Genomic DNA, 25,235 nt, shown 5'->3' on the forward strand with positions numbered 1-25,235 from the left:
TGGGCGTGAGCCTGCCACGGTCCTCTCCTGCAGTCACTCAGCGGGGAGGTAGGCACCTGGCCCGCCCCCCGATCATCCGCCTCAGTTCGGGCGGTTCTCCCGCTGCACGTTCACGCCGAAGCGGCCCAGGACGCTCTGGAACAGCGGGCTCTTCTGCGTGAAGCCCTCCACGGCCTTGCCGAGGCTCAGGGCCCTGGTGAGGGCCTCGAACATGCCGCCCTCGCCGCCCACGAGGTCGATCCTGGCGTTCTTCAGGGCGGCGGCGATCACCTCGGCGTTCTCGCGGCTGATCTCCTTGCCGGCCTCGATGGACGCCAGGGCCTGCTGGAGGCTGGTTTCGAGCGCCATGCGGTATTCCTCGTGGCTGCGGGCGTCGGCGCTCATGCGGTCCATCGCGCCGAACTTGGCGGTCAGGCCCTCGGCCTCGGCGTTCATGCGGTCGCGGGTGGCACTCGCCTCGGCGGCGCCCAGGGCCTCTGTGGCGGTGGCTTTCGCCTGACCGAGGCGGGTTTCGCCGTCGGCCTGCGCGCCCAGCCGCTCGGCGAGGACGCGGGCCTCGTTCTGCCCCAGCTTGAGGTTCGCGTCGGCCTTGACCTCGATCACGCGGGCTTCGGCCACGCCGGTCTTCTCCAGGGCGCTGGCGTTCGCTTCCTGCACCATGACCTGCGCGAGGCCCGGCGCGGCCTGCTCGACCTTGACGGCGTCCGCAAGGATCTTCTTCGCCTCGGCCTGCCGGGACGCGGCGTCGAATTCCGCCTGCGCGATGGTGGTCAGCTCCGCCGCGCGGTGACGGGCGGCGGTCTCGGCAGCCTCGGCGGCCTTGACCTCCTGCACGAGCTGTTCCTGCGCCTGCGCCTCGGCCTGCATGACGCGCACCTGCTTGGCGCGGTCGGCGGCGCTCACCTCGCGCACCTCGTTGATGCGCTCCTCCTCGACAGCGACCGTCTTGTCGATGGCGATGCGCTCGCGGGTAATGTTCGCCACGTCCATGACGCCCTGCTCGACGTTCTTGTCGCGTTCGATCTCCTGGAGTTTCACCTCGCGGTCGGTGGTGACGGCTTCCATCTTCGCGGCGCGGGCGACGCGCTCGGCCTCGATGGCGATGGCGCGTAGCCTCGCCTGCTCGGCGATCTCGACCTGCCGCTGGCGTTCCTGCTCGCGGATCTCGACCTGTTCGGTCGTCTGGATGCGGGCCTGCTCGGAGATGAGGCGCTGTTCCTCGCGTACGCGCTGCGTCTCGGCGTTCTCGCGGGCCTGGATGGTCTCGATCTCGCGTTTCTGCCGCGCCTCGGCCTCGGCCTGCTGGCGCTCGAGGGCCAGGGTAGCCTCGCGGGTCTCGACGTTCTTCTTCGTGACGGCGAGGTGCTCGTTCTGCGAGAGTTCGTTCGTGACGACGTTCTGCGCGGCGGTCAGCTGCGTGATCTTGCGGATGCCCTCGGCGTCCATGATGTTGTTCTGGTCGAGCATGCTCTTGGGCGTCTGCTCCAGGTAGTCGATGGCGACGTCCTCGAGCACGTAGCCGTTCAGGTCGCGGCCGATCACGGCGACGACCGCGTCGCGGAACTCCTCGCGCTTCTCGAACAGTTCGATGAAGTCGAACTTCTTGCCGACCGTCTTCAGCGCCTCGCTGAACTTCGCGTTGAACAGTTCGTCCACGGCCTTGAGGTCGCTGGCGCGGTTGGCGCCGATGGATTTGGCGACCTTCAGGACGTCCTCGGTGGTCTCGTTGACGCGCAGGTAGTACGCGACGGTGATGTCCGCGCGGATGTTGTCCTTGCAGATCAGGCCTTCCTTGCCGCGCCGGTCGACCTGCAGGGTGATCAGGCTGATGCGCATGACCTCGGCCTTGTACAGCACGGGGATGACCAGCGCGCCGGTGAAGCGCACCTTGGGCCGCGCGGAGAGGTCGTTCACGATCAGCGCGGTGCCCTGCTCGACTTTCATGTAAAAGCCGCGCACGAGCGCCACGAGCACCATCAGGGCGACGAGCACGACCGCCAGGCCGATCAGGAAGGGCAGAACTACGGAAAGGTCAGGCATACGTCCTCCAGGCAGGAAAAGGGAAGTTCAGGGTCGGGAATCTAAGAGGTTGAGGGGTCAGGAATCGGTCGGGTCCGCGCGGCGGACGGTGAAGATGTGGGTGGCCGGGTCGTGCTCGACGAGGATCACGCGTTCGCCGCGCCGCAGGGTGTCGCCGTCGCTGCGGGCGTCGAGCATCAGGCCCGCGCCGCCGTCCTGAACGCTCACGCGACCGGTCGAGGCGAGGGTGCCGGATTCGACGACCGCCACGCGGCCCAGCAGCTGCGTGCGGGCTAGGGCGTCCTGCCCCTGCACGAAGCGCCGCAGGGGACGGGCGACCGCCCGCGCGGCCAGCGCGCCGAGGGCCGCGGAACCGAACAGCAGCGCAACGGCCACAGGGCCGCGCCCCGCGGGGGCGACGAGCGGCAGGAGCAGCAGCTGGCCCAGGTAGCAGCTCAGCCAGCCGGTCAGGGTCAGGGCCAGCGCGACGGGCAGCAGCGGCACGCCGTTCAGGCCGACCCGCACGAGCAGACTGTCGAGCAGGCCCTCACCCCCGCCGGAGATCCCGTCGATGGCGCCCAGCAGGGCCAGCAGCGCCGCCGCCGCGATCAGCGTCAGCAGGGCCGTCCAGGGCGCGGTCGGGAACGACAGCGCCACGTGCAGGAACTCGGTCACGCCGGGTCGCCAGGGGGAGCCATGCCGGGCACCCTAGCGTCCGGCGCGGCGCGGCGTTGCCTCATCTGAGCACCCACGGCAGGTGGGTCCGTGGCCAGGGAGGGCCAGAACTTCAGGAACCGCCACCGTGGGATGCTCATGCTCCTCAGTACGGTCTCATGTCCCCGGGGGTTCCCGGACTGCTCCGCCGAGCGGTGTCCTGCCCTGGGATCAGAGGGCCGCCGCGTCCAGCGGGCGCAGCAGCCCCCCCAGGTCCGCGCCGGGCGCGGCCCCCGGCGTCAGCGGCCAGCGGCACACGCGGTTGCGGCCCGCGCGCTTGGCGGCGTACAGCGCCTCGTCCGCGCCGCGCAGCAGCGTCTCACCGGAGAGCTCCGCGGCGCGCGCCGCGCCGATCGAGACGGTCAGCGTCCACGGGACGTCCGGGAAGACGCTGCGTTCCACCGCCGCCCGGACTCGCTCGGCGACGCCGTCCAGCGCGTGCGGGGGCAGGCCGCGCAGGATCAGCGCGAATTCCTCGCCGCCGTAGCGGTACGCGCGGTCCTCGCCGCGGCTGGCGCTGGCCAGCAGCCGCCCCAGCTGCGCCAGCACGGCGTCCCCGGTGGGATGGCCCAGCGTGTCGTTCACGCGCTTGAAGTGATCGAGGTCCACCAGCAGCAGCGCGTCGTGACCCGTGAGGGTCTGGAGGTCCTCCTGGAACTGACGGCGGTTGCCCAGGCCCGTGAGGGGATCGGTCAGGCTCTGGCGCTGCGCCTGCGCGTGCAGGGTGCGCAGTTCGTTCAGGTGGCGTTCCAGCGCGGCGTTGCGGGCGCGGGTGTCGTCCATGCCGCGCAGGACGTCCATCAGGCGCGCGGCGTGACGGGTCTGCCCGGCGTGCGCGTGCCGCTCGTGCTGCCGCGCGAGTTTCAGGTGCCGCAGCGCCCCCCGGTCATCCCCGGTGGCCTCCAGCGCCCCCGAGAGCTGCTCGTGCAGCAGCCCGGCGCGGTAGTGGCTGCCCAGGTCGGCGCGGTCCAGGACGCCCCGCAGCAGCCCCGCGGCGTCCCCGGGCGGCAGGTGCAGGCTCAGCGCCGCGACGACCTCCACCTGCACGTCCAGGTGCGGGGACGCCAGGAGCTCCCGCAGACGCGCGAGTTCCGCCTGCGGGGCCGGATAGCCGCCCAGCGCCGAGGCGCGCACGACGCCGTGCAGCGTCCAAGCCTCGATGCTGGGATGCTGCGCGATCATCGGGTCGGCCTGCGCCGCGCGGTAGCGGGCCAGGGCCGAATCGAACTGCCCGGCCTCCCGGTCGAGATCGCCGAAGTTGCCGTTCACGAGCAGGTCCCCGATCGGGTACCGGCAGCGCCGGAAGGCGTCCTGCGCCTGCAGCAGCAGCTCACGCGACCGCGCGGGATTCAGCTCGCGCAGCTGCACGGCCAGGTCGTGAATGCCCGACGCCCACAGTTCCGTCAGGTCCAGCGCCTCGCACAGCTGGATCTGCTCGTCCAGCAGGGCCAGCGCGAGATCCGGTTCGTTCAGGTCCCCGGCCAGGCACGACAGGACGCTCGCGGCGCGCGCCTGCCACACGCTAGGCCCCTCGGTCCGCAGGGTGCTGAGCGCCGCGGCGAGGTTCAGCGACGCCCGCTCGAAGGTCCCACTGCGCCAGTCGAGGTACGCGAGCACGACCTGCGCCTCGAGAACCGCGCGGCCCTCGGCGCTGCGGCAGGCCAGGTCGCGGGCCCGGTCGGGGTCCAGGTCGCGCAGGGTCCAGGCATGATCGGCGAGGTGCAGACTTGACGGCACGGGGTCCTCCGGCGGGACGTGGGCGGCGGGTGAGGGCAGGTCCTGATCCGAGTGTGCCGCGCCGCGCCTCTCAGAGGCTGTCTGGAAAGTCATTTTCGAGCTGGTGACGGCTGTTCACCAGCGAACGCCGCGAGTCTGCGAATCATAAGCCGAACAAACGACACAACGATGAACGCCGCCGTTGTACTCGGCAGCAGGTCATACTCCCGGTTCAAGCGACGATCAAACGACAACCACGCGAAGCTCCGCTCCACCACCCACCGCTTGCGCAGCACCTTGAACGTCCGATACCCCCTGAACGTCTTGATCTGTTCCTCCGTCAATTCCTGTCCCACAGGCAGCCAATACCTTCGGGTGTTGGCATCCGCACGCCGTACCACTTCCACGCTGAACCCCAGRGTGGTCTTCACCCACGCCTCCCACGGCCCGGCATACCCTCCATCCACGAACAGATGGAGTGACCACTGCGGCTGCGACAGGTGCACCTGTCGCAGCAACACCTTCCCACCCTCGCGGTCGCTGATGTTCGCTGCCGTGACGGTGACACCCAGCAACAACCCCTGCGTATCCACGATCAGGTGATGCTTTCGTCCGTTGATCTTCTTGCCCCCGTCGTACCCTCTGACCCCCCTTTTTGGGAGGTCCTCACACTCCGGGAATCCACGACGCCCGCCGTTGGGCGGGCGTTGCGGCCCATGGCCGTTCGAGTCTGGGTGCGCAGCGCGTCATTGACGCGCAGCCAGACGCCATCGAGCTTCCACTGCCGGAAGTAGCTGTACACCGTCTTCCAGTGCGGAAAATCGGCAGGCAACATGCGCCAGGACACGCCGCCACGTGTGATGTAGAAGATGGCATCAACGACATCCCGGCGATGGATGCGTGCTGGACGTCCGCCTGGTTTAGGCGCGGGAATCAGTGGGCAGAGGATGGCCCATTCAGCGTCACTGGTATCGCTGGGGTAGTGTCGGTGCCGAGTCATAAAAAACAGTACGCTGTTTTCGACACCACTCCCTCAACCCTCTTTCCAGACAGCCTCTCATACGGATTCCGTTTGTTTCGCTGACAATCCGGAACTTCACCGGATCGCCAGCTCCACGTCCGGAACCCGCTTTGCTCCTTCTCGCATCCGCTCGGGTTGAAAGATTTTGCAAACCTTTCAACCGGAGTCCGTATCAGGTCCCTTGCGGCGCGGCAGGTAAAGGTGGGCTGTGCTACCTTCATTCTCACCTGAGTGCGGGGAAGTCCGGTGAGAATCCGGCGCTGTCGCGCAGCGGTAAGCGTCGTTCTATGGAACGCGCGAGCCCGAATGCCCCTCAGGGACGCCCACCGACGTGGGCACCTCTCGCCGTCAGAGGGCCACTTTCAGGACGCCTGCGCCGCCCGGACACCGGGCGCGGAGCCGCTCCGGGCCCCACCGGGCGCCAGCGGCTCTGGAGCGTGCCGGTGCTGGCTGCCCGGGCCGCCCCACCCGCGCACCCGCCGGAGTTCTTTCATGCATATCCGCTTCCTGCTGGCCCTGGGCCTGCCGCTGTCCACGGCCGCCGCTGCCTCCTACCCGCTGACCGTCACGGACGACCTGGGCCGCAGCGTGACCCTGAAGGCCGAACCGCGCCGCATCATCGCCATGCTGCCCAGCCACACCGAGACGCTCGCCGCGCTGGGCCTCGCCGACCGACTGGTCGCCGTGGACGTCTACAGCAACTACCCGCAGGCGGTCGTGACGCGCCTGCCGAAGGTCGGCAGCGCCTACCAGCCGGACCTCGAGGCGATCCTGGCGCTGAAACCGGACCTGGTGCTCGCCGACGAGTCCGCCGGGTCACGCCTGACGCAGAAGCTCGCGCAGGCGGGCCTGACCGTGTACGGCGGGACGGCCCAGACGTACGGCGAGGTCTTCGAGAAGATCGCCACGCTGGGGAAACTCACGAACCGCGAGGCGAACGCCACGCGCCTGACCACGTCCATGCGCGCCGACCTGAACGCCCTGCAGCGCAGCGTGGCGGGCCTGCCGAAGGTCAGCACGTACTACGAGATCGACCCCAGCCCGTACTCGGTCGGACCGAACTCGTTCATCGGCACGCTGATCACCAAGGCGGGCGGGCAGACGATCGTCCCAGCCACGCTGGGTGACTTCCCGAAACTCGACCCGGAACTCATCGTGCAGCGCAACCCGCAGGTCATGGTGGGCCTCACGCTGGACGACGCCCGACTCCGGCCCGGCTGGGCGGGCCTGCGGGCCGTGACCGGCGGCCGGGTGTTCCGCCCCACCCCGGAAGAACGGGACGCCCTGAGCCGCCCGGGGCCGCGCCTGCCGCAGGCGCTGCGCGCCCTGATCCGCTACCTGCACCCGGAGGCGCGCCCATGACCGACCAGCCGCCCCCCGCACCGGACCGTCCCACCGGGCACCCCGCCACGCCCACGACCCCCGACCCGAGCACCGAGCACCTGAGCACCGAGGACCGTCGCGCGCGCGCCATGCGCGAGCTGACCGAGCAGCGCGACGCGTACCGCAAACCCGAGGGCGTCAGCAAGGGCCGCCGCGGCCTGCTGATCGTGAACACCGGGCACGGCAAGGGCAAGACCACCGCCGCGCTGGGCCTGATGATCCGCGCGCACGGCCGCGGCCTGCGCGTCCGGATGTTCCAGTTCCTGAAGCACGACACCGCGAAGTTCGGCGAGCACCGCACCCTGGACCTGCTGGGCATCCCGTACCAGGGTCTCGGCGACGGCTGGACGTGGCGCAGCCGCGACCTGGAGAACTCGGCGGCGCTGGCCGAGCACGGCTGGGCACTCGCCCGGGCCGCCATCCAGTCCGGCGAGCACGACCTGATCGTCCTGGACGAATTCACGTACCCCCTCAAGTACGGCTGGGTCCCCTGGGCCGACGTGGAAGCCACCCTGCGCGCCCGCGACCCCCGCCTGCACGTGGTCATCACCGGACGTGACGCCCTGCCGGAACTCGTGGCCCTCGCCGACACCGTCAGCGAGATCCAGCCGGTCAGGCACGCCTACGAGCAAGGCATCGGCGGGCAGACCGGCATCGAGTACTGACCGCGGCCACTCCGGCAGGGACGGGGCCGGGCACCGGGCCGACGCACGACGGTGGGGCTCCGGGTCCGCTCTGTGAGCGCCGCCCGGTCGGTCGCCCCCACCCGGGGGCAGGTGACGTGAAGGGAACGTACACACACTCACGCGTGAAAAAAACTACACTGCGTGGGCCGCTCCGTGAAGTTCACCTCATCTCACCGGAGGATTCCATGTTCAGAACCCTGACCCTGCTCGCTGCCCTCGGCCTCGGCTCCGCCCTGGCCGACCGGCCCGACACCGTGACCCTGCCCGACGGCGTGGTCGTCAAGGCCGACCTGCCCGGCTACCCACGCGGGAACGGCGGCAGCTACGGCGAGAACCACCCCAACAAGGTCCTGATCTGCCACGCCACCAGCGCCGTGGACACCAACGGCTACGTCGTGATCAGCGTCTCCCAGCAGGCCTACGACGCTCACATGGCGCACGAGCACCTGAACCAGAACGGCAACAAGCAGGAGCGGGACGAACTGTACTTCAACGGCTTCACCTGCACCCGCCCCCCCACCTGACCGGCCCCAGGACTCATCAGCGCAGCGGCGCGGGAGACGCTCAAGCCCTCCCCACGCCGCTGCGTTCGGCTGTCACAGCGGTGTTCAGAGGTGTTGAGGGGTGTGCTCAATGCCTCTGAACCGAGCAGAGCGAGAAGCCGTCAACAGCAGCGGTTGGAAGTGGAGCCCAGGGCGTGCCGTTGGCCCTTCAATGGAACTGGAAACCGCTGTCAGTGGACCGGCACGGGGACTTCCCGCTGGTGGCGGTTCCGCATGGCCTGCCGCACGATGCCCGCCGAGGCCTCCAGCAGCTCCCGCTGCCGCGCCGACCAGACGCGGTCCGCGCCGACCAGCGCGTACGCCGCCACGTACCGCGCGCCGCAGAACGACCCCAGCGGCACCCACGCCATGGCGTCCGCGCCGGCCTGCGCGACCGTCGTGGACGCCCCGTCGTGCCGGGCGTAGTCCTGCACGTACTGCGGCGCGTCCCGGTCCGCGACCTGCCACGCGACGCCCTCGCCACGCGGGAGTTCCCGGGGGAGCGCGGCGAGGAACGCCTCACCGGCCGCGCCGCCCGTCCATTGCGTCAGGGCCGTCATGCGGTCGTCGAGCCGCAGCAGCGCCGCGCAGTCCACCCCGGCACTCTGCGCGATCATCGGCAGGGCGAACGACGCGGTCTCCTCGACCGGGAGGTCCAGCGTCGTCAACTGACTGACGCCCAGCAGCGCCTCCGAGAGCGTCTGGGCGTCCTGCACGGACCGCAGCAGGCGCGCGTTGGCCTGCGCTTCCTGGATCAGGGTGCGCTGCGTGAAGCGCAGCTCGAGTTCCGACACGACCGACTGCGCCAGGTCGGTCAGCAGCGCCCGGTCGGCGTCCGGGAAGTGCTCGCGGGGCCGCTGGTCGATCACGCACAGGCTGCCCAGCCGGAAGCCGTCCGGGGTGACCAGCGGCGCGCCCGCGTAGAAGCGGATGTGCGGCGCGCCGGTCACGAGCGGGTTGTGTTCGAACAGCGGGTCGCGCGTGGCGTCCAGGATGACCATGACCCCCTCGGACTGGATGGTGTACGTGCAGAACGACACCGACCGGTCCGTCTGGCGCAGGTCCAGCCCGAAGCAGGCCTTGAACCACTGGCGATCCTGGTCGACCAGCGTGACCAGCGCGATCGGCGCGTTGAACAGCCGCGCGGCGATGCGGGTCACGCGGTCGAAGGCGTTCTCCGGCAGGGTGTCCAGCACGGCGTACCGCGCCAGTGCCGTCAAGCGGTCCGCTTCAGTGGTCATGCGGGCATCATGACACCGCGCGCCGGGCCGCTGCCGTGCAGTTTTCACCGCAGCGCGTCAATGAACCTGCGCGTGAGAAGTCTGCAAGAGTTGCGGCCGCACAGTCGGACCATGCCAGCAGACCTCTGCCACACGGGCGGGCGACGGTGACCGCCGCGGACTTCACCGAGCTGTCCGGGGCCGAAGCGGCCGGTCACCTCGCGCAGCTGCGGCGCCTGTGCCACGAGCCGGTCGCAGGGTGGCACGCGGCGTTCGTGGCGGCGCACACCCTCAAGGGCAGCGCCGCGATGCTGGACCTGCGCGGCATCCGGGACGTCGCGGCGCACCTCGAGCGGCTGCTGGGCGGCGGCGCGCCGGCCGGGCCCCCGGCGTGGCTCGCGGACGCCCGCGACGCCTGCGCGTGCCTGGAAGCGGAGCTGCTGGACCTGCGGCCCGGCGCGGCGCCCAGCGCGCCCGCCGAGCAGGTCGCGGCGCGCCTGGCACGCCACCCGGGCGGCACCCGCGCGTGAGTGCCGAGCCGCTGCACGTCCTGATCGTGGACGACAGCGCCCTGATGCGCGCCATGCTGCGTCAGGCGCTGCGGGACCTCGGGGCGCGCGGGGAGGCCCCGGCGACGCGGGATGAGGCGCGCGAGGCGCTGGGCCTGCGCGGTGGGCACACGGACGTGGACGTGCTCCTGCTGGACCTCGTGATGCCCGGCACGGACGGCCTGACGTTCCTGCGGGAACTGCGCGCGCACGCGCACCTGCAGGACCTGAGCGTGATCATGGTCACGGCGCTGCAGGAGGACGACCGGCTGGACGAGGCCTTCGCGGCGGGCGCGAACGACTACGTCACGAAACCCGTGCGGCCCACGGTGCTGTGCGCGCGGACCCTGCACGCGGCGCGGCTGACCCGGGCGGGCGCGGCGTGAACGCGAGGCGCAACTGGAGCACCTGACCGGATCGCTGCGCGCCCTGAACGACCAGCTGACCGCCCTGAGCGTCACGGACGCCCTGACGGGACTCGCCAACCGCCGCGCGTTCGACGCGCACCTGGACCGCGCGCTGTACCTGCACGCCCGCAGCGGCCTGAACGTCACGCTGATCATGCTGGACATCGATCACTTCAAGCGGTACAACGACACGCTCGGTCACCCGGCCGGGGACGCGTGCCTGCAGGAGGTCGCGGCGCTGCTGCGGGAGTGCACGCCGCACCGCACGGACCTGACCGCCCGGTACGGCGGGGAGGAATTCGCGCTGCTGCTGCTCGACACGGACCTGGCGGGTGGCCTGACGGTCGCGCGGCGCGTGGTGTCCGCGCTGACAGCGCGCCGCCTGCCGCACCCGGGCAGCCCGCTGGGGTTCGTGACGGTCAGCCTGGGGGTGGCATGTACGGCCGACACGCCCGACCTGCCGCTGGCCGAGGCGGCAGATCAGGCGCTGTACCGCGCCAAGCAGGCGGGCCGCCACCGCGCGCTGGCCTGGACGGTGGGCGTCCCGGGCGAGCCGACCTGCCCCGCAGTGAGGCCCGCCCGGACGGCGTCCAGGCAGGCCTGCGGGAGGGATCGGGTCAGGCGAAGTCCGGTACGCGGCCCAGCACCTTCAGGCGGACCATGTTCGCCACGAAGATCACGGTGCTCAGGGCGGTCAGGGCGAACAGGGTGACGAAGGCGGTCTGGCCGCCCAGGGTGGGTTTCAGTGCCGCGAAGGCGAGTGGGAGGATGAAGCCGCCCAGGCCGCCGAGCAGGCCGACGAGTCCGCCGACGACGCCCATCTGGCCGGGGTTCCACTGGGCGACGAGGGTGTAGGTGCTGGCCTTGCCGACGCCCATGCCGATGCCGACGATGGTGGTGAGCAGCATGAACGGCGTGACGCTCAGGTCGCGCAGCAGGGGCAGCAGTCCGGCCAGCATGACGGCGAACGCGGCGACGGTCACGGCGCGCGGCCCGAAGCGGTCGGAGAGGTAGCCGCCCAGGGGGCGCAGGAGGCTGGCGGGGAAGATGAACAGCGCGGTGAGCAGGCCCGCCTGCGCCAGCGGAATGCCATAGTGGTCGACGTAGTACTTGGGCAGGTAGAGGCTGTAGGCGACGTACGCGCCGAAGAAGATGACGTAGTACAGCCCGAAGCGCCACACCTGCGCGCGGGCCAGCGGGCGCAGCCAGTCGCCCAGGGTGCGGCTGGTGGGCGTGGTCCGGTCGGCGGGCGTGAGGCGGGCGGTGAGGGCAGCGCACACGAGCAGGGCGAGGCCGAACACGAACGGCACGAAGTGCCACCCGCCGGGAATGAGCAGGCCTGCCGGGACCAGGGTGATCATCAGCGGCGCGAGGAGCTTGGTGATGCTCGCCCCGGCGTTCCCGGCGCCGAAGGTGCCGAGCGCGAGGCCCTGACGTGAGACCGGCACCCACTGCGCGATCCAGGCGTTCCCGACGGCGAAGCTGACGCCCGCGAGACCCACGCCGAGCGCGAGGGCCAGCAGGGTGGTGTAGCCGTCCGCCCAGGCGAGCGCCAGGGCGAAGGCGGCGGTGATCAGGGTGGTCGCCAGGAAGACCCGTTTGCCGCCGTAGCGGTCGGCCCAGATCCCTGCCGGGAGGCGCAGCAGCGAGCCGGTCAGGACCGGGATGGCGGTCAGCAGCGTGAACTGCGCGTCGGTCAGGCCCAGTTCCTTGCGGATGGGCAGGCCGACGATGGCGAACATGACCCACACGGCGAACATCAGCGTGAAGCCCAGGGTGGCGGCGGTGACGACCCGGCGGGCGTCGGCGGTCAGGGGCGGAGCGGCGGGGGTGGTGGTCATGCGGGGCCTCCTGTGGGCAGTGCGGGCGGCAGGCAATAGGCGGGCGGGACCGGCGCGGAACGCGGGTCGGGGGGGGCCGTGCGGGACGGTGGGTGCGGGCAACCTGGGGTGGGCTCAGCGGCTGGGTGGCGGCATGGCGGGCTCCTTGGGGCTGGGGCGGGTGGGGTCAGGACACCGGGCTGAGGCTCGGGCGGGTGGGCAGCGGCAGGGTCAGGTGCGCGGGGTGCAGCGTGACGGGCGTGGTCTTGAAGCCGGGCATCCGCGAGTGCGGGTCCAGCGCGTGCGGGTCGGTCAGGAGGTTGGCGCTGTCGGGCCAGTGGAAGGAGATGAACACCGTGTCGCGCCGCAGGCCCGGCGTGAGGGCGACGGGCGCGGTAGCCTGCCCGTGCGCGGTGCGCAGCGTGACGAGGTCCCCGGCGTTCAGGCCGTGTTCGCGGGCGGTGTCGGGGTGGATCTGCACGGTCTGCTCGGCTTTCAGGGCGGGGTTGCGGCGGGTCTGGGTGCCGCTCTGGTACTGGTTGCCGAGTCGTCCGGTGGTGAGGTGCAGGGCGCGCGGGGCCAGGGTGGGGGCGCGCAGCTGCGGGACGTGCAGGGTGGCCAGCCCGTCGGGCGTGAGGAACGGCGGGGCGTAGACGTGCGGGGTGTCCGGCCCGGCGGCGCTCGTCACGGGCCACTGGGCGCTGGCGCGGTCGAGACGGTCGGCGCTCAGGCCGCTGTAGTCGGCCTTGCCGCCGCGCGTGGCGCGGAAGAATTCGTCCTGCAGCGCGCGGAAGTCGGGGTACGTAAAGCCGTGGGGGCGGCCCAGCGCGGCGGCGAGGTCGCACAGGATGCGCCAGTCCTCGCGGGCGGCGCCGGGGGGCGTGACGGCGCGGCGGCGGCGCTGCACGCGGCCCTCGAGGTTGGTGGTGGTGCCGTCCTCCTCGCACCACATGCTGCCGGGCAGGACCAGCGTGGCGATCTGCGCGGTCTCGCTGGGCAGGAAGTCGATCACGATCAGGTGCCTGAGTGCCTTCAGGTTCTGCGTGACCTGTCCGGCGCCGGCGGCGCTGACGACCGGGTTGCTGCCGATGACGATCAGGGCGTCCAGGCCACCCTCGCCCGGCTGGCCGCAGGCGTTCAGGAGTTCCTGGGCGCTGTGGCCGGGCTGCGGCAGCGCCTCAGCGGGTACGTTCCACAGGGCGGCGATCTCGGCGCGGTGGCGGTGGTCGCGCAGGCTGCGCGCGCCGGGCAGCTGGTCGTTCTTCTGCCCGTGTTCGCGCCCGCCCTGGCCGTTGCCCTGCCCGGTCAGGGGGGCGTAGCCGCCGCCGACCTTCCCGAAGTGCCCGGTCAGGAAGGCGAGGTTCAGCCACGCCTGGACGGTGTCGGTGCCCTGGGTGTGCTGTTCGGGGCCGCGTCCGGTGAGGATCAGTGGGGTGCGGGACTCGGCGTAGGCGCGGCCCAGCGTGAAGATGTCCTCCTCGGTCAGGCCGCAGTCGTGCGCGACGCGGGCGGGGTGGTAGTCGTCGGCGTGCGCGAGGACCTGCGCCATGCCGTGCGCGGGCGCGGTGGGGCGGATGCGGCCCCACTGTTTCATGAGGTGCAGCAGGCCCAGCGCGAGGATGCCGTCCGTGCCGGGGCGCGGCGCGAGGTGCCGCCCGGCGACCTTGCTGGTCGTGGTGGCGCGCGGGTCGATGGCGTAGATGGTCCCGCCTCGGTCCTTGATGCCCTTGAGGTACTGCATCAGGGGCGGGAGGGTCTCGGCGACGTTGGCACCCACCAGCAGCAGCAGGTCGCTGCGGATCAGGTCGTCCGCCGGGAAGCCCAGGCCGCGGTCGTACCCGACGGTGCGGTTCAGGGCCGCACTGGCGCTGGCCATGCAGTAGCGGCCGTTGTAGTCGATGTGGGGGGTGCGCAGGGCGACGCGGGCGAACTTGCCGAGCAGGTACGTCTTCTCGTTCGTCAGGCTGCCGCTGCCGAACACGCCGATCCGTTCGGGGGGCAGGCTGCCCAGGGCGTCCCGGACGTACGCGAGGGCCTCGTCCCAGCCGACCGGCGTGAGTTCGCCGCCTTTGCGCAGCAGCGGCGTGGTGAGGCGCTCGGGGTGGCGCAGGTCGTTCAGCGCGGCGAGTCCCTTCTTGCAGACGGTGCCGTGCGCGACCGGGCAGTCCTTCGTGGGCGTGACCTTCACGGGCAGGCCGCGTTCGAGGTGCAGGTCGAAGGTGCACTGCACGGCGCAGTAGGGACACGTCGTGCGGACGGTGGGCGTGTGCAGGGTCGCCTGACTCATGCGGTCACGGTGGCGGACCCCGAGCAGGAAGTCAAGGCCAAAATTCGATCTGTGTTCAACTTTTTCTGAACGATCTGCAGATTTTATCCAGTTTCACCAATTTGTCTGGTCGAATTTTGACCCTGTGTCCATTTTTCCTTGACAAATTGCATAAAGGCTCGTTAACTGTGGCGCAGCAGCCCCACCCGCCCCACCCCGGCGGCTGCCCAGTCCCTGACGGAGGCTTCACCGTGTCCACCCCCATCCCCCACCTCGTGATCGTCGGCAACGGCATGGTCGGCCACCGCCTGACCGAACAGCTGCGCCAGCACGCCTCTCACGACGCCCTGCGCCTGACCGTGATCAGCGAGGAGAGCCGCCTCGCGTATGACCGCGTGCACCTGTCGAGCCACCTCGACGATCCCCGCCCCGACCTGTCCCTGGCGACCGCCGAGGGCTACCGCGACTCGGGCGTGAGCGTCGTGACGGGCCGCGCCGACGCCGTGAACCTGCGTGCCAAGACCGTGCAGGTCGCCGGGCAGACCCTCGCGTACGACGCGCTGGTGTTCGCCACCGGCTCCTTCCCCTTCGTGCCGCCCGTCCCCGGCCGGGACGCCCGCGGGTGCTTCGTGTACCGCACGCTGGACGACCTGGACGCCATCCGCGAGGCCGCCCGCGGGGCGCGCAGCGGCGCCGTGATCGGCGGCGGGCTGCTGGGCCTGGAGGCCGCCGGGGCGCTGCGCAAGCTGGGCTTAGAGACGCACGTCGTGGAGTTCGCCCCGCACCTGATGCCCGCCCAGCTCGACGCCGAGGGCGGCGCGGCCCTGCGCCGCACCATCGAGGCCATGGGTATCGGCGTGCACCTGGGCAGGAACACGCGGCAGGTCAGCGTGGACGCACAGGGGCGCGTGACCGGCCTGGACTTCGAAGGCGGCACCCGTCTGGACGCGGACCTCGTGGTGTTCAGCGCGGGCATCCGCCCCCGCGACGATCTGGCCCGCGCCGCCGGGCTGAGCGTCGGCGAGCGCGGCGGCATCCTGATCGACGACGCCTGCCGCACGAGCGACCCGCACACCTACGCGGTCGGCGAGTGCGCCCTGCACGACGGGCGCGTGTACGGCCTGGTCGCGCCCGGCTACCAGATGGCGAAGGTCGCGGCCGTGAACGTCCTGCGTGACCTGGGCGTGCTGGACGCCCCTCCCGCGCACTTCCGCGGCGCGGACCTCAGCACCAGGCTGAAACTGCTGGGGGTGGAGGTCGGGTCCTTCGGCGACGCCAGGGGCGTGACGCCCGGCGCGCGCAGCGTGTCCCTGAGCGACAACGTGCGCGGCACGTACAGCAAGGTCGTCGTGTCCGAGGACGGACGCGTGCTGGGCGGCCTGCTGGTGGGCGACACCGCCCGCTACGCGGACCTGCTCGACCTGACCATGTCCGGCACGCCCCTGAGCGTCCCGCCCGAGACTTTGATCGTGCCCCCGCTGCCCGGCGGCGCGGTGACGACGTCCTCCGACGCGCTGCTGTGCTCCTGCGAGAACGTCCGCGAGAGCGCCCTGTGCGCCGCGATTCAGGGGGGCGCGCGGGACGTCGCCAGCTTGAAGAAGTGCACCGGCGCGGGCACCGGCTGCGGCGGGTGCGTGCCCAGCCTGCACGGGCTGCTGCAGACCGAACTGCGCCGCCTGGGCGAGACGGTCACCACCCACCTGTGCGAGCACTACCCGTACTCCCGGCAGGAACTGTTCGACCTGATCCGCGTCCGGGGGCACGCCACCTGGGACGAGGTGCTCGCCGCGCACGGCTCGGGTCTGGGCTGCGAGATCTGCAAGCCCGCCGTGGGCAGCATCCTGGCCAGCCTGCATGGCGAACTGGTCGTCGCGCCGCAGCACGCGCCGCTGCAGGACACGAACGACGCGTTCCTGGCGAACATCCAGAAGAACGGCACGTACTCGGTCATGCCGCGCGTGCCGGGCGGCGAGATCACCGCCGAGGGCCTGATCGCCATCGGCGCGGTCGCCAAACGCTACGGGCTGTACTGCAAGATCACCGGCGGGCAGCGCATCGACCTGCTCGGCGCGCACGTGGGCGACCTGCCCGCCATCTGGGAGGAACTGATCGCCGCCGGGTTCGAGAGCGGGCACGCGTACGGCAAGAGCCTGCGCACCGTCAAGAGCTGCGTGGGAAGCACGTGGTGCCGCTACGGCGTGCAGGACTCCACCAGTCTCGCCGTGCGCCTGGAACTGCGCTACCGGGGCCTGCGCAGCCCCCACAAGCTGAAAAGTGGCGTGTCCGGCTGCACCCGCGAGTGCGCCGAGGCCCGCAGCAAGGACTTCGGGATCATCGCCACCGAGAAGGGCTGGAACGTGTACGTCGGCGGGAACGGCGGCGTGACGCCCAAGCACGCCGTGCTGCTCGCCAGCGACCTCAGCGAGGACGAGGTCATCACCCTGCTCGACCGCTACCTGATGTTCTACGTCCGCACCGCCGACCGCCTGCAGCGCACCAGCACCTGGCTGGAAAACCTGGAGGGCGGCCTGGACTACCTGCGCGGCGTGATCATCGACGACCGCCTGGGCCTGTGCGCCGACCTGGACGCCGAGATGGCCCGCCACGTCGGCACGTACCGGGACGAGTGGGCGGCCGCCGTGGCGGACCCCGCGATCCGCGCCCGCTTCCGCACCTTCGTGAACAGCGACGCCCGCGACGAGGGCGTGCAGTGGGTCGACGAACGCGGCCAGATCCGCCCGGCCGACGCGCCGCACCTCTACCCCCTGCCGATGCTCGGCGGCGACTGACCCCCGGCCCCCGCTACCCGCGCACCCCGTGACCTGACACGCCACTGAACTCCGCCCCGCACCCTGAACCCCGCAGCCCCCGCAAGGAGACGCGCCATGACCCTCACCGCCCCCACCACCCACCCCCCGATCCCCTGGACGCGCGTGTGTGCCCTGCAGGACATCCTGCCCGGCACCGGCGTGTGCGCCCTGATTCAGGGCCAGCAGGTCGCGGTGTTTCGCGTCGGCGGGCGCGTCTACGCCACCGGCAACCGCGACCCGTACACCGGCGCGAACGTCCTGTCGCGCGGCCTGACCGGCAGCTACACCGTCAGCGGCGAGACGCGCGTGAAGGTCGCCTCTCCCCTGCTCAAGCACGCCTTCGACCTGGAAAGCGGCCTGAGCCTCGACGACCCCAGCGTGAGCGTCCCCGTGTACGCCACGCGCACCGAAGGAGGTGACGTATGGACTGGTTCGCTGGCTTAAGTGTCCTGAGTCTGGAATCCCGCCGCAGCGAGGAGATGGAAACCCTGATCCGCAAGTACGGCGGCGTGCCCCACGTCGCGCCGAGCATGCGCGAGATGAAACTGGACCTCACCGGCCCCCTCGCGCAGTTCGAACGCGACCTGCTGGCCGGGGACATCCACGCCGTCGCGTGCCTCACCGGCGTCGGCACCCGCATGTTCCTCAAGGAACTCGCCGCCCGTGATCCCCGCCACCTCGAAACCCTGCAGGGCGTGCCGTTCGTGTCGCGCGGCAACAAGCCCGCCCAGGCACTGAAGACCTTCGGTCTGAGCAGCGTGCAGGTGCCCAAGCCCAGCACCTGGCACGAGGTCACCGAGCACCTCCTGGCGACCCTGACCCGCGGTCAGCACGCCGTGATCCTCGAGTACGGCGAGGCGATCCCCGGCGCGATGCTGCGCGAACTCGGCTACGCGGGCATCCGCGTGACCAGCGTCCCCGTGTACCGCTGCGCCTTCCCGCAGGACCCCACCCCGCTGGCGAAGGCCGTGCGGGACGTGGTCCTGGGCGGGCCGGACATCCTGCTGCTGTCCAGCGGCACGCAGATCCTGCACTTCCTGAAGTACGCCGAGAAACTGGGCCTGCTGGAGGAAGCCCGCGCGGGTCTGAACCGCCTGGTCGTCGTCAGCATCGGCCCGGCGTGCAGCGAGGCCGCCGCCGACCTGGGCCTGAGAATCGACCTGGAAGCCAACCCGCACAAGATGGGCATCCTGGTCCGCATGGCCGCCGAGCACGCCCCCGGCATCATCGCCGCGCGCCTGGGCCGCGCGGGCTGACCAAGCCGGAGGCCCGGCCCCCGAGCAGGTGGGGGGCCGGGCCTCTGGTGTTTCCTTTCCCTGTTGCGTTGCCGTCAGGCCGTGGCCGTCTGCGCGGTCGTCCGGGGCGCGGCGTGCGGCGCCCGGAAGCCGCGCAGGCGCAGCGCGTTGCTCAGGACCAGCACGCTGGACAGGCCCATGGCGGCGGCGGCCAGCACCGGGCTGAGCTGCCAGCCCAGCAGCGGGAACAGCGCCCCCGCCGCGACGGGGATCAGCAGCACGTTGTACCCGAAGGCCCACAGCAGGTTCAGGCGGATGTTCGACAGGGTCGCGCGGCTCAGGGCGCGGGCGGTAGGCACGCCGCGCAGGTCGCCGCTCATGAGGATCACGTCCGCGCTCTCGGCGGCGACGTCCGTGCCGGTCCCGATGGCGACGCCCACGTCCGCCTGCGCCAGCGCCGGGGCGTCGTTGATGCCGTCCCCGACGAACGCCACGCGCGCCCCGCCCGCCTGGAGGGCCTGCACGACCCGCTGCTTGTCCTCCGGGAGCACCTCGGCCCGGACGTCCGTGATGCCGAGCGTGTGGGCGACGGCCTGCGCGGTGCGGCGGTCGTCCCCGGTGACCATCACGACCCGCAGTCCGGCCGCCTGGAGGGCCTGCACCGCCTCGGGCGTGCCGGGCTTGACGGGGTCCACGGCGGTCAGGAGCGCCGCCAACCGCCCGTCCACCGCGGCGAACATGGGGGTGTGCCCGGCGTCGGCCAGCGCCTGCGCCTCGGGGTCCAGCGCGGCCGTGTCCACGCCCAGGCGGGCCATGAACCGCGCGGCGCCCACCTGCACGCGCCGCCCCGCCACGGTGCCCTCGACCCCGAAGCCCGGCACGGCCTGCACGTCCGAAGCAATCGGCAGCGTCTGGCCCCCGGCGCGGGCCGCGTCCACGAGCGCGCGCGCCACCGGGTGCTCGCTGCCCGCCTCGACGGCCCCGACCAGGGCCAGCACCTCGTCCCGCGTGAACGCGGCCAGCGGGCGCACCTCGCCCAGCGCCGGGCGGCCCAGCGTCAGGGTGCCGGTCTTGTCCAGCGCGACCACCTGCACGCCCTGCAGGCCCTCCAGCGCCGCGCCGCCCCGGAACAGCACGCCCAGCTCGGCGGCGCGGCCCGTACCGACCATCACGCTGGTGGGCGTCGCCAGGCCCATCGCGCAGGGGCAGGCGATGATCAGCACCGCCACCGCACTGACGAGCGCGCGCGGCAGCGCGTCCGGGCCGCCCAGCAGCAGCCACGCCAGGAACGTCACGGCGGTGATGACCAGCACCACCGGCACGAACACCGCCACCACCCGGTCCGCGAGCCCCTGGATGGGCGGCTTGCTGCCCTGCGCCCGCTCGACCAGCCGGATAATCCCGGCCAGCGCGGTGTCCGCCCCGACCCGCTCGGCGCGGTAGTGCAGCGCCCCGCGCCCGTTCAGGGTGCCGCCCGTCAGTGCCGCGCCCGCCTCCTTGAGCACCGGGACGCTCTCGCCGGTCAGCATGCTCTCGTCCACGAACGACGAGCCGCGCTCCACGGCGCCGTCTACCGGGATCTTCTCGCCGGGCCGCACCAGGATCAGGTCCCCGACCCGCAGGGCCGCCAGCGGCACGTCCGTCTCGGCGTCGCCACGCAGGACGTGCGCGACCGGCGGCTGGAGGTTCAGCAGGGCGCGCATCGCGTCACTGGACCGCCCCTTTGCGACCGACTCGAAGTACTTGCCGAGCAGCACCAGCGTGATCACCACGCCGGACGCCTCGAAGTACACGTGCCGGGTCCCCGCCGGGAACAGCTGCGGCGCGAGCGTCACGAGCAGGCTGTACCCGAACGCGGCGGTCGTGCCGATCATGACCAGGGTGTTCATGTCCGGACTGCGGTGGCGCAGCGCCGCCCAGCCCTGCCGGTAGAATCGCCGCCCCGGCCCGAACTGCACGGGCGCGGCCAGCAGCAGCATCAGCACGTTCAGGGCTCGTTCGCCCACGGCCGCCATCAGGGCCATGTGCAGCGGCATGATCAGCATGGGCAGCATCGCGAGGAGCAGCAGCGGGACGGCGAACAGCGCGCTGAATCCCACGTCGCGGCGCAGCGCGGCCGTCTCGCGGGCGCGGGCGTCCTGCGGATCGGCGGCCCCGGCGTCCGTGACCGTGGCGGCCATCCCCGTGGCGTCCGGCGCCGCGGCGGGCGGTGGAACGCTGTACCCGGCGTCCGTGACGACCGCGTGCAGCGCCCCCGGCGAGGTCGTCCCCGGCAGGAACGTGACGGTGGCCCGCTCGGTCGCCAGATTCACACTGGCCGACAGCACGCCCGGCGCGCGCTTCAGGGCGCGTTCCACGCGGGACGAGCAGTTCGCGCAGGTCATGCCGCCCACGGCGAACTCCGCCTCCTGCGTCAGCGGTTCGTACCCGGCGTCCCGGACGGTGTCCACCAGGGCCTGCGGACCGACCTGCGCCGGATCGAAGGTCACGGTGGCCCGCTCGGTCGCCAGATTCACGCTGGCCTCCTGCACGCCCCCGACCCGCTTCAGGCTGCGCTCCACCCGCGACGAGCAGTTCGCGCAGGTCATGCCGCCCACCCCCAGTTCCACCGTCTGCACCTGACTCACATCGCCTCCCATCCCCCCAGGGGGGATACAGGAACAGCATAGGCCGAAGGGTGCAGGACCGCAAGAGCGCGCCTCTGATTCCAGAAGCCGTCACAGACCATCCGTCAGGCGGACCGGGTCGGCCGACAGCAGAGCGGCCGACACTCCCAGGCACCCTGAATGCCGCCTTCACGATCTGCACAGAAGGTCGTTCAGGTGGCCAGGCGCGCTGCGGGCGTTCAGGGACGCCCCAGGTGCAGCGCTGAATGGACTGATCAGACCGAAGACACCCGATGGTTCTGAACCGCGATCCCCCCCAGGGGGATTGAATGATCGCAGGGGAATCGGTGCACTCCGGACGGCGTGGCCCGCCCCGGACTCGGAACGGACCATGACCTGACGTCGCCGTTCAGCGGGGTGGGCGGTGATCGGTCACGCGGCGCAGTTTGCCGCCCTCGCTGCGGGGCAGGCTGCCGGGGTCGCACAGTTCGCAGCGGACGGTCACGCCCACCTGCGCCTTGATCTGCCGTTCGATCTCACCGCGCAGCGCGGCGCTGGCCTGCGGGACCTCCAGCTGCAGGGTCAGGTCGTCCAGCGTGCCGCTGCGGGTCAGGACGACGTGGTAGTGCGGACTGACGTGACCCAGGGTCAGCAGGACCGCCTCGAGCTGCGTGGGGTACACGTTCACGCCGCGCAGGATGATCAGGTCGTCACTGCGCCCCCGGACGATGTCCATGCGGCGCACGGTGCGCCCGGTGCTGTTCGCTTCGGGCAGGAGGCGGGTGATGTCGCCGGTCCAGTAGCGCAGGAGCGGCAGCGCCGTGCGGGTCATGGAGGTCAGGACCAGCACGCCCCACTCGCCGTCCGGGAGGGGCTCGCCGGTCTCGGGGTGGACGATCTCGGGGTAGAAGTGATCCTCCCAGAGGTAACTGCCGCGCTGCTCGCGGGCGTCCTCGTTGCTCACGCCGGGCCCGATGATCTCCGACAGGCCGTAGATATTCGTCGCGGTGACGCCCAGGCCCTCCTGCACGGCGGCGCGGGTCTTCTCTGCCCAGGGTTCGGCGCCCAGCACCGCGCAGCGCAGGCTGAGGTCGCCGGGGGGGACGCCGCGCCGCCGGAAGCCCTCGGCGAGGACCAGCGCGTAGCTGGGCGTGCAGGCGATCACCTCGGGTTGCAGGTCGAGGATCAGGTCCAGTTGCCGTTCCGTGCCGCCGCCGGACACCGGGACCGTGCACAGACCCAGCCGCTCGGCCCCGGCGTGCGTGCCCAGTCCCCCGGTGAACAGCCCGTAGCCGTAGGCGTTGTGGAAGGTCATGCCGGGGCGCGCGCCCGCCGCGTGCAGGCTGCGGGCGACGACCTCGGCGAACACGTCCAGGTCGTGCTGGTCGTACGCGACGACCGTGGGTTTGCCGCTGGTGCCGCTGCTGGCGTGGATGCGGCGCAGTGCAGCGCGCGGCGCGGCCACCAGTCCCAGCGGGTAGTAGTCGCGCAGGTCCGCCTTGCGGGTGAACGGGAACGCCGCGAGGTCCGGCAGGCGGCGCAGGTCGTCCGGGTGCAGTCCGGCCTGTTCCAGCCGGGCGCGCATGGGCGGCACCTGGGCCCACTGCAGGGCCAGCAGATCACGCAGCCGCTGCAGTTGCAGGTCGCGCAGCCCATCGGTGGGCAGGCATTCGAATTCGGGCTGGAACACGTCCGGCGCGGAGAGCGGCTGGTCGGCATGGGTCACGGGTCCTCCAGGGGTCGGCAGGCTGGGAGCGACTGGGTGGGTTGTGCTGCGGTCAGGCCGCAGTGTACGCCGCGCCGATCCAGGCAGCAGAACGGATTGGCATTGACAGGCAAGGGGGCGGGGACTACGCTGCACCTCACATCATTTCGCCGTCGAAATAATTCCGAATTCCCGGAGGTCCCCTGTGCCCACGCGGTCCATCGACCAGATCAATACCCTCAGCGACGCCGAGTTTCAGGCGCACTTCGCGGGGGTGCTCGAACACTCCCCACACTACGCCGCGCAGGTCGCCCGGGGCCGCCCCTACCCCGGCGCCGAGGCGCTGGCCGCCGCGTTCACCCGCGCGGCCCGGAGTGGCACGCCCGACGAGCAGCGCGCCCTGATCCGCGCCCACCCGGACCTCGCCGGGAAGGCCGCGCGGGCCGGTGACCTGACCCGCGAGAGCGCCCACGAGCAGGCCAGCGCGGGCCTCGACCGCCTGAGCGACGCCGAGTACGCCGAATTCCACGCCCTGAACGCCGCGTACCACGAGAAGTTCGGCCTGCCGTACGTCGTGTGCGTGCGCGAGCACGACAAAGCCAGCATCTTCGAAGGGGCCCGGCGCCGCCTGACGCACACCCCCGAACAGGAGGTCGAGGCGGCCCTGCACGAGATCGGCCGGATCGCCCGCCTGCGCGTGCTGGACCTGGTTGATCAGTCCACCGCTCTCTCCCCCACCCCGGAGGTTCCCATGGTCAAGGTCAGACTCGGCGACAACAACTACGGCAAGGCCGACGTGCGCCTGTTCAAGGTGTTCCGCGACCAGCCCCGCCACGACATCAAGGACGTGCAGGTACGCGTCGCCATGCAGGGCGACTTCGAGGCCGCGCACGTGAGCGGCGACAACACCGACCTCGTGGCGACCGACACGGTCCGCAACACCATCTACGCCCTGGCGCGCGACGGCCTGACCGGCAGCGTCGAGGCGTTCGGCAAGCACCTGATCCGGCACTTCGTGGAGCGCGGCCCGCGCGTCACGCACGCCCGCGCCACGTTCGTGGAACATACCTGGGACCGCATGCGCAGCGGCGGCGAGGCGCACGACCACGCCTTCGTGCGCCAGATGCCCAAGCACACCGCGACCGTCAGCGGCGACGGGCGGACCTTCACCGTCGAGAGCGGCATCGACGAGCTGTACATCCTCAAGACCACCCGGAGCGGCTGGGCCGGGTTCCACCGCGACCAGTTCACGACGCTGCCCGACACCACCGACCGCGTCCTGGCGACGACCGTCACCGCCCGCTGGACGTACCGCACCGAAGAACCCGACTCCGACGAGCCCGACTACGACGCCGTCTGGGCGCGGGTGTACCAGACGCTGCTGGACGTGTTTCCCGATCACTACTCGCACAGCATGCAGCAGACCCTCTACCGCCTGGGCGAGGCGGTCCTGACCCGCTGCGACGAGATCGACCGCATCCACTTCTCGTTCCCGAACCGGCACCACATCCTCTACCCGCTGGACCGCTTCGGGATGGACAACCCGGGCGTGATCTTCCACGCGGACGCCGAACCGTACGGCGTGATCGAGGGCTGGGTGGAACGCGCGTGAGCGGCGCGGGCCTGAGCACCCACGTCCTCGACACCGCGCGGGGCCGCCCGGCCGGGGGCATTCCGGTGACCCTGCAGCGGGTGGACGGCAGCGGGGAACGGGTTCTGCTGAAGCGGACGGTCACGAATGCCGACGGCCGCACCGACGAGCCGCTGATCGCGCGCGGCGAACTCCGGACCGGCACGTACGAGCTGACCTTCATCGTCGCCGCGTACTTCGCCGACCTCACCAGCCCGGACCCCTTTCTGGACGAGGTGACCCTGCGTTTCACCGTCGCGGACGCCTCAGCCCACTACCACGTCCCGCTGCTCGTCAGCCCCTGGTCCTACAGCACCTACCGGGGCAGTTGACGGGCGTGAACTCCCGGGCGTTCCTGACCCGTGTCGAGGAGGACTGGCAGGTGCGGCGACCCGACCTGGACGCCAGCCCCATGCTGCGCGTCCTGCGCCTGACCCGACTGGGCGGGCAATTGCAGGCGCAGCTCGACCGTCTACTGGCCGCGCACGGCCTGAACGCCGCCGGGTGGGACCTGCTGCTCACCCTGTACCGCAGCGCCCCCCCGCAGGGCCTGCGACCCGGCGACCTGCTCGACCGCTGCGCCGTGAACGGCCCCGCCACCTCCAACCGCATCGCGCGGCTGTCGGCACTGGGCCTGATCACGCGAGTGCCCCACCCGACCGACCGCCGACAGGCCTACGTCCGCCTGAACGCCGCCGGAACCGCACTGGTCGAGACCCTGCTACCCGAATTCCTGACACTGGAAGCCGGTCTCCTGCGGGTTCTGAATCCAGCCCAGCTGACTGAACTCGACCGGCTGAGCGACGTGCTCCTCGATCACCTCGAGCACCAGGACGCGCAACACACCTGAACGCAGCGGGCTCGCACAGACCGGACCACCGGGTGGTTCACCGTGCCGGAGGCCCCG

22 protein-coding genes and 1 riboswitch are annotated in these 25,235 nt (G+C 71.4%); of the genes, 12 read left to right on the forward strand and 10 right to left on the reverse strand.

The features are described 5' to 3' along the window. Window positions 1-81 precede the first annotated feature (81 nt). From DEIGR_RS16170 to DEIGR_RS19855, 5 genes are all read right to left on the reverse strand, one after another. Window positions 82-2,040 carry a hypothetical protein gene (locus tag DEIGR_RS16170; RefSeq protein WP_083524222.1) on the reverse strand — a complete coding sequence of 653 codons (1,959 nt, stop codon included), beginning with the start codon at window positions 2,038-2,040 and terminating at the stop codon, window positions 82-84. Between the two features lie 57 nt (window positions 2,041-2,097). After that, window positions 2,098-2,694 (reverse strand): NfeD family protein, encoded by a 597-nt coding sequence (locus DEIGR_RS16175; RefSeq protein ID WP_058979035.1) that lies wholly within the window; start codon window positions 2,692-2,694, stop codon window positions 2,098-2,100. Between the two features lie 210 nt (window positions 2,695-2,904). Beyond that, on the reverse strand, window positions 2,905-4,470 hold the full coding sequence (locus DEIGR_RS16180; protein ID WP_058979036.1) for a GGDEF domain-containing protein: 1,566 nt from the start codon (window positions 4,468-4,470) through the stop codon (window positions 2,905-2,907). An 89-nt stretch (window positions 4,471-4,559) separates the two neighbouring features. Next, complete coding sequence (locus DEIGR_RS16185; protein WP_083524025.1) at window positions 4,560-5,069, reverse strand: transposase; 510 nt, start codon at window positions 5,067-5,069, stop codon at window positions 4,560-4,562. Beyond that, complete coding sequence (locus DEIGR_RS19855) at window positions 5,045-5,449, reverse strand: transposase (RefSeq protein ID WP_083524224.1); 405 nt, start codon at window positions 5,447-5,449, stop codon at window positions 5,045-5,047. The genes DEIGR_RS16185 and DEIGR_RS19855 overlap by 25 nt, the downstream gene beginning before the upstream one ends. Window positions 5,450-5,705: 256 nt before the next feature. After that, window positions 5,706-5,782: riboswitch (cobalamin riboswitch) on the forward strand. A gap of 180 nt (window positions 5,783-5,962) precedes the next feature. Here DEIGR_RS19855 and DEIGR_RS16190 point away from each other — a divergent pair. The 3 genes from DEIGR_RS16190 to DEIGR_RS16200 all read left to right on the forward strand — a co-directional run bounded on the left by DEIGR_RS16190 (window position 5,963) and on the right by DEIGR_RS16200 (window position 8,063). After that, on the forward strand, window positions 5,963-6,832 hold the full coding sequence (locus tag DEIGR_RS16190) for an ABC transporter substrate-binding protein (protein WP_058979038.1): 870 nt from the start codon (window positions 5,963-5,965) through the stop codon (window positions 6,830-6,832). Between the two features lie 110 nt (window positions 6,833-6,942). Further along, window positions 6,943-7,518, forward strand: coding sequence for a cob(I)yrinic acid a,c-diamide adenosyltransferase (gene cobO, locus DEIGR_RS16195; RefSeq protein ID WP_058979349.1), 576 nt, complete (start codon window positions 6,943-6,945; stop codon window positions 7,516-7,518). Window positions 7,519-7,724: 206 nt separating this feature from the next. Then, window positions 7,725-8,063, forward strand: a complete 339-nt coding sequence (locus DEIGR_RS16200) for a hypothetical protein (RefSeq protein WP_058979041.1) — start codon at window positions 7,725-7,727, stop codon at window positions 8,061-8,063. A gap of 209 nt (window positions 8,064-8,272) precedes the next feature. Here the strand turns inward: DEIGR_RS16200 and DEIGR_RS20505 are convergent, their stop codons facing one another. Further along, window positions 8,273-9,322 (reverse strand): GAF domain-containing protein, encoded by a 1,050-nt coding sequence (locus DEIGR_RS20505; protein ID WP_058979043.1) that lies wholly within the window; start codon window positions 9,320-9,322, stop codon window positions 8,273-8,275. A gap of 146 nt (window positions 9,323-9,468) precedes the next feature. On the opposite strand from DEIGR_RS20505, the gene DEIGR_RS16210 reads away from it, so the two are divergent. The 3 genes from DEIGR_RS16210 to DEIGR_RS19865 all read left to right on the forward strand — a co-directional run bounded on the left by DEIGR_RS16210 (window position 9,469) and on the right by DEIGR_RS19865 (window position 10,968). Continuing rightward, the gene (locus DEIGR_RS16210) at window positions 9,469-9,831 is read left to right on the forward strand and encodes an Hpt domain-containing protein (RefSeq protein WP_058979045.1); all 363 of its coding nucleotides are present in this window, start codon (window positions 9,469-9,471) and stop codon (window positions 9,829-9,831) included. Beyond that, window positions 9,828-10,235, forward strand: coding sequence for a response regulator (locus DEIGR_RS16215; RefSeq protein WP_058979047.1), 408 nt, complete (start codon window positions 9,828-9,830; stop codon window positions 10,233-10,235). Before DEIGR_RS16210 ends, DEIGR_RS16215 begins: the two co-directional genes overlap by 4 nt. Window positions 10,236-10,299: 64 nt before the next feature. After that, complete coding sequence (locus tag DEIGR_RS19865; RefSeq protein WP_269083810.1) at window positions 10,300-10,968, forward strand: diguanylate cyclase; 669 nt, start codon at window positions 10,300-10,302, stop codon at window positions 10,966-10,968. Here DEIGR_RS19865 and DEIGR_RS16220 read toward each other — a convergent pair. Together DEIGR_RS16220 and DEIGR_RS16225 are read right to left on the reverse strand one after the other, a co-directional pair. Further along, window positions 10,874-12,097, reverse strand: coding sequence for an MFS transporter (locus tag DEIGR_RS16220; protein ID WP_058979049.1), 1,224 nt, complete (start codon window positions 12,095-12,097; stop codon window positions 10,874-10,876). The two genes, DEIGR_RS19865 and DEIGR_RS16220, sit on opposite strands and share 95 nt — an antisense overlap. Before the next feature lie 166 nt (window positions 12,098-12,263). Beyond that, window positions 12,264-14,363: a molybdopterin oxidoreductase family protein gene (locus tag DEIGR_RS16225; protein ID WP_058979051.1), complete on the reverse strand. Its 2,100-nt coding sequence runs from the start codon at window positions 14,361-14,363 to the stop codon at window positions 12,264-12,266. Between the two features lie 230 nt (window positions 14,364-14,593). On the opposite strand from DEIGR_RS16225, the gene nirB reads away from it, so the two are divergent. From nirB to DEIGR_RS16240, 3 genes are all read left to right on the forward strand, one after another. Continuing rightward, the gene (gene nirB / locus DEIGR_RS16230; protein ID WP_236704910.1) at window positions 14,594-17,131 is read left to right on the forward strand and encodes a nitrite reductase large subunit NirB; all 2,538 of its coding nucleotides are present in this window, start codon (window positions 14,594-14,596) and stop codon (window positions 17,129-17,131) included. A 96-nt stretch (window positions 17,132-17,227) separates the two neighbouring features. Next, the gene (gene nirD / locus DEIGR_RS16235) at window positions 17,228-17,596 is read left to right on the forward strand and encodes a nitrite reductase small subunit NirD (protein ID WP_058979053.1); all 369 of its coding nucleotides are present in this window, start codon (window positions 17,228-17,230) and stop codon (window positions 17,594-17,596) included. After that, a complete protein-coding gene (locus tag DEIGR_RS16240) occupies window positions 17,575-18,408 on the forward strand; it encodes a uroporphyrinogen-III synthase (protein WP_058979055.1) in 834 nt (277 codons plus the stop codon). The genes nirD and DEIGR_RS16240 overlap by 22 nt, the downstream gene beginning before the upstream one ends. Window positions 18,409-18,482: 74 nt before the next feature. On the opposite strand, the gene DEIGR_RS16245 is transcribed toward DEIGR_RS16240, so the two are convergent. Together DEIGR_RS16245 and DEIGR_RS16250 are read right to left on the reverse strand one after the other, a co-directional pair. Beyond that, window positions 18,483-21,005 carry a heavy metal translocating P-type ATPase gene (locus DEIGR_RS16245; protein WP_269083811.1) on the reverse strand — a complete coding sequence of 841 codons (2,523 nt, stop codon included), beginning with the start codon at window positions 21,003-21,005 and terminating at the stop codon, window positions 18,483-18,485. Window positions 21,006-21,402: 397 nt separating this feature from the next. Next, the gene (locus DEIGR_RS16250; RefSeq protein WP_058979353.1) at window positions 21,403-22,683 is read right to left on the reverse strand and encodes an AMP-binding protein; all 1,281 of its coding nucleotides are present in this window, start codon (window positions 22,681-22,683) and stop codon (window positions 21,403-21,405) included. A gap of 220 nt (window positions 22,684-22,903) precedes the next feature. On the opposite strand from DEIGR_RS16250, the gene pucL reads away from it, so the two are divergent. The 3 genes from pucL to DEIGR_RS16265 are packed head-to-tail and all read left to right on the forward strand — an operon-like array spanning window position 22,904 to window position 25,178. Further along, window positions 22,904-24,310 carry a factor-independent urate hydroxylase gene (gene pucL / locus DEIGR_RS19870; RefSeq protein ID WP_236704912.1) on the forward strand — a complete coding sequence of 469 codons (1,407 nt, stop codon included), beginning with the start codon at window positions 22,904-22,906 and terminating at the stop codon, window positions 24,308-24,310. Further along, window positions 24,307-24,660 carry a hydroxyisourate hydrolase gene (gene uraH, locus DEIGR_RS16260; RefSeq protein ID WP_058979059.1) on the forward strand — a complete coding sequence of 118 codons (354 nt, stop codon included), beginning with the start codon at window positions 24,307-24,309 and terminating at the stop codon, window positions 24,658-24,660. Before pucL ends, uraH begins: the two co-directional genes overlap by 4 nt. 5 nt (window positions 24,661-24,665) lie before the next feature. After that, window positions 24,666-25,178: a MarR family winged helix-turn-helix transcriptional regulator gene (locus DEIGR_RS16265; protein ID WP_153013882.1), complete on the forward strand. Its 513-nt coding sequence runs from the start codon at window positions 24,666-24,668 to the stop codon at window positions 25,176-25,178. Window positions 25,179-25,235 lie beyond the last annotated feature (57 nt).

Source organism: Deinococcus grandis, from assembly GCF_001485435.1.
Taxonomy (GTDB): domain Bacteria; phylum Deinococcota; class Deinococci; order Deinococcales; family Deinococcaceae; genus Deinococcus; species Deinococcus grandis.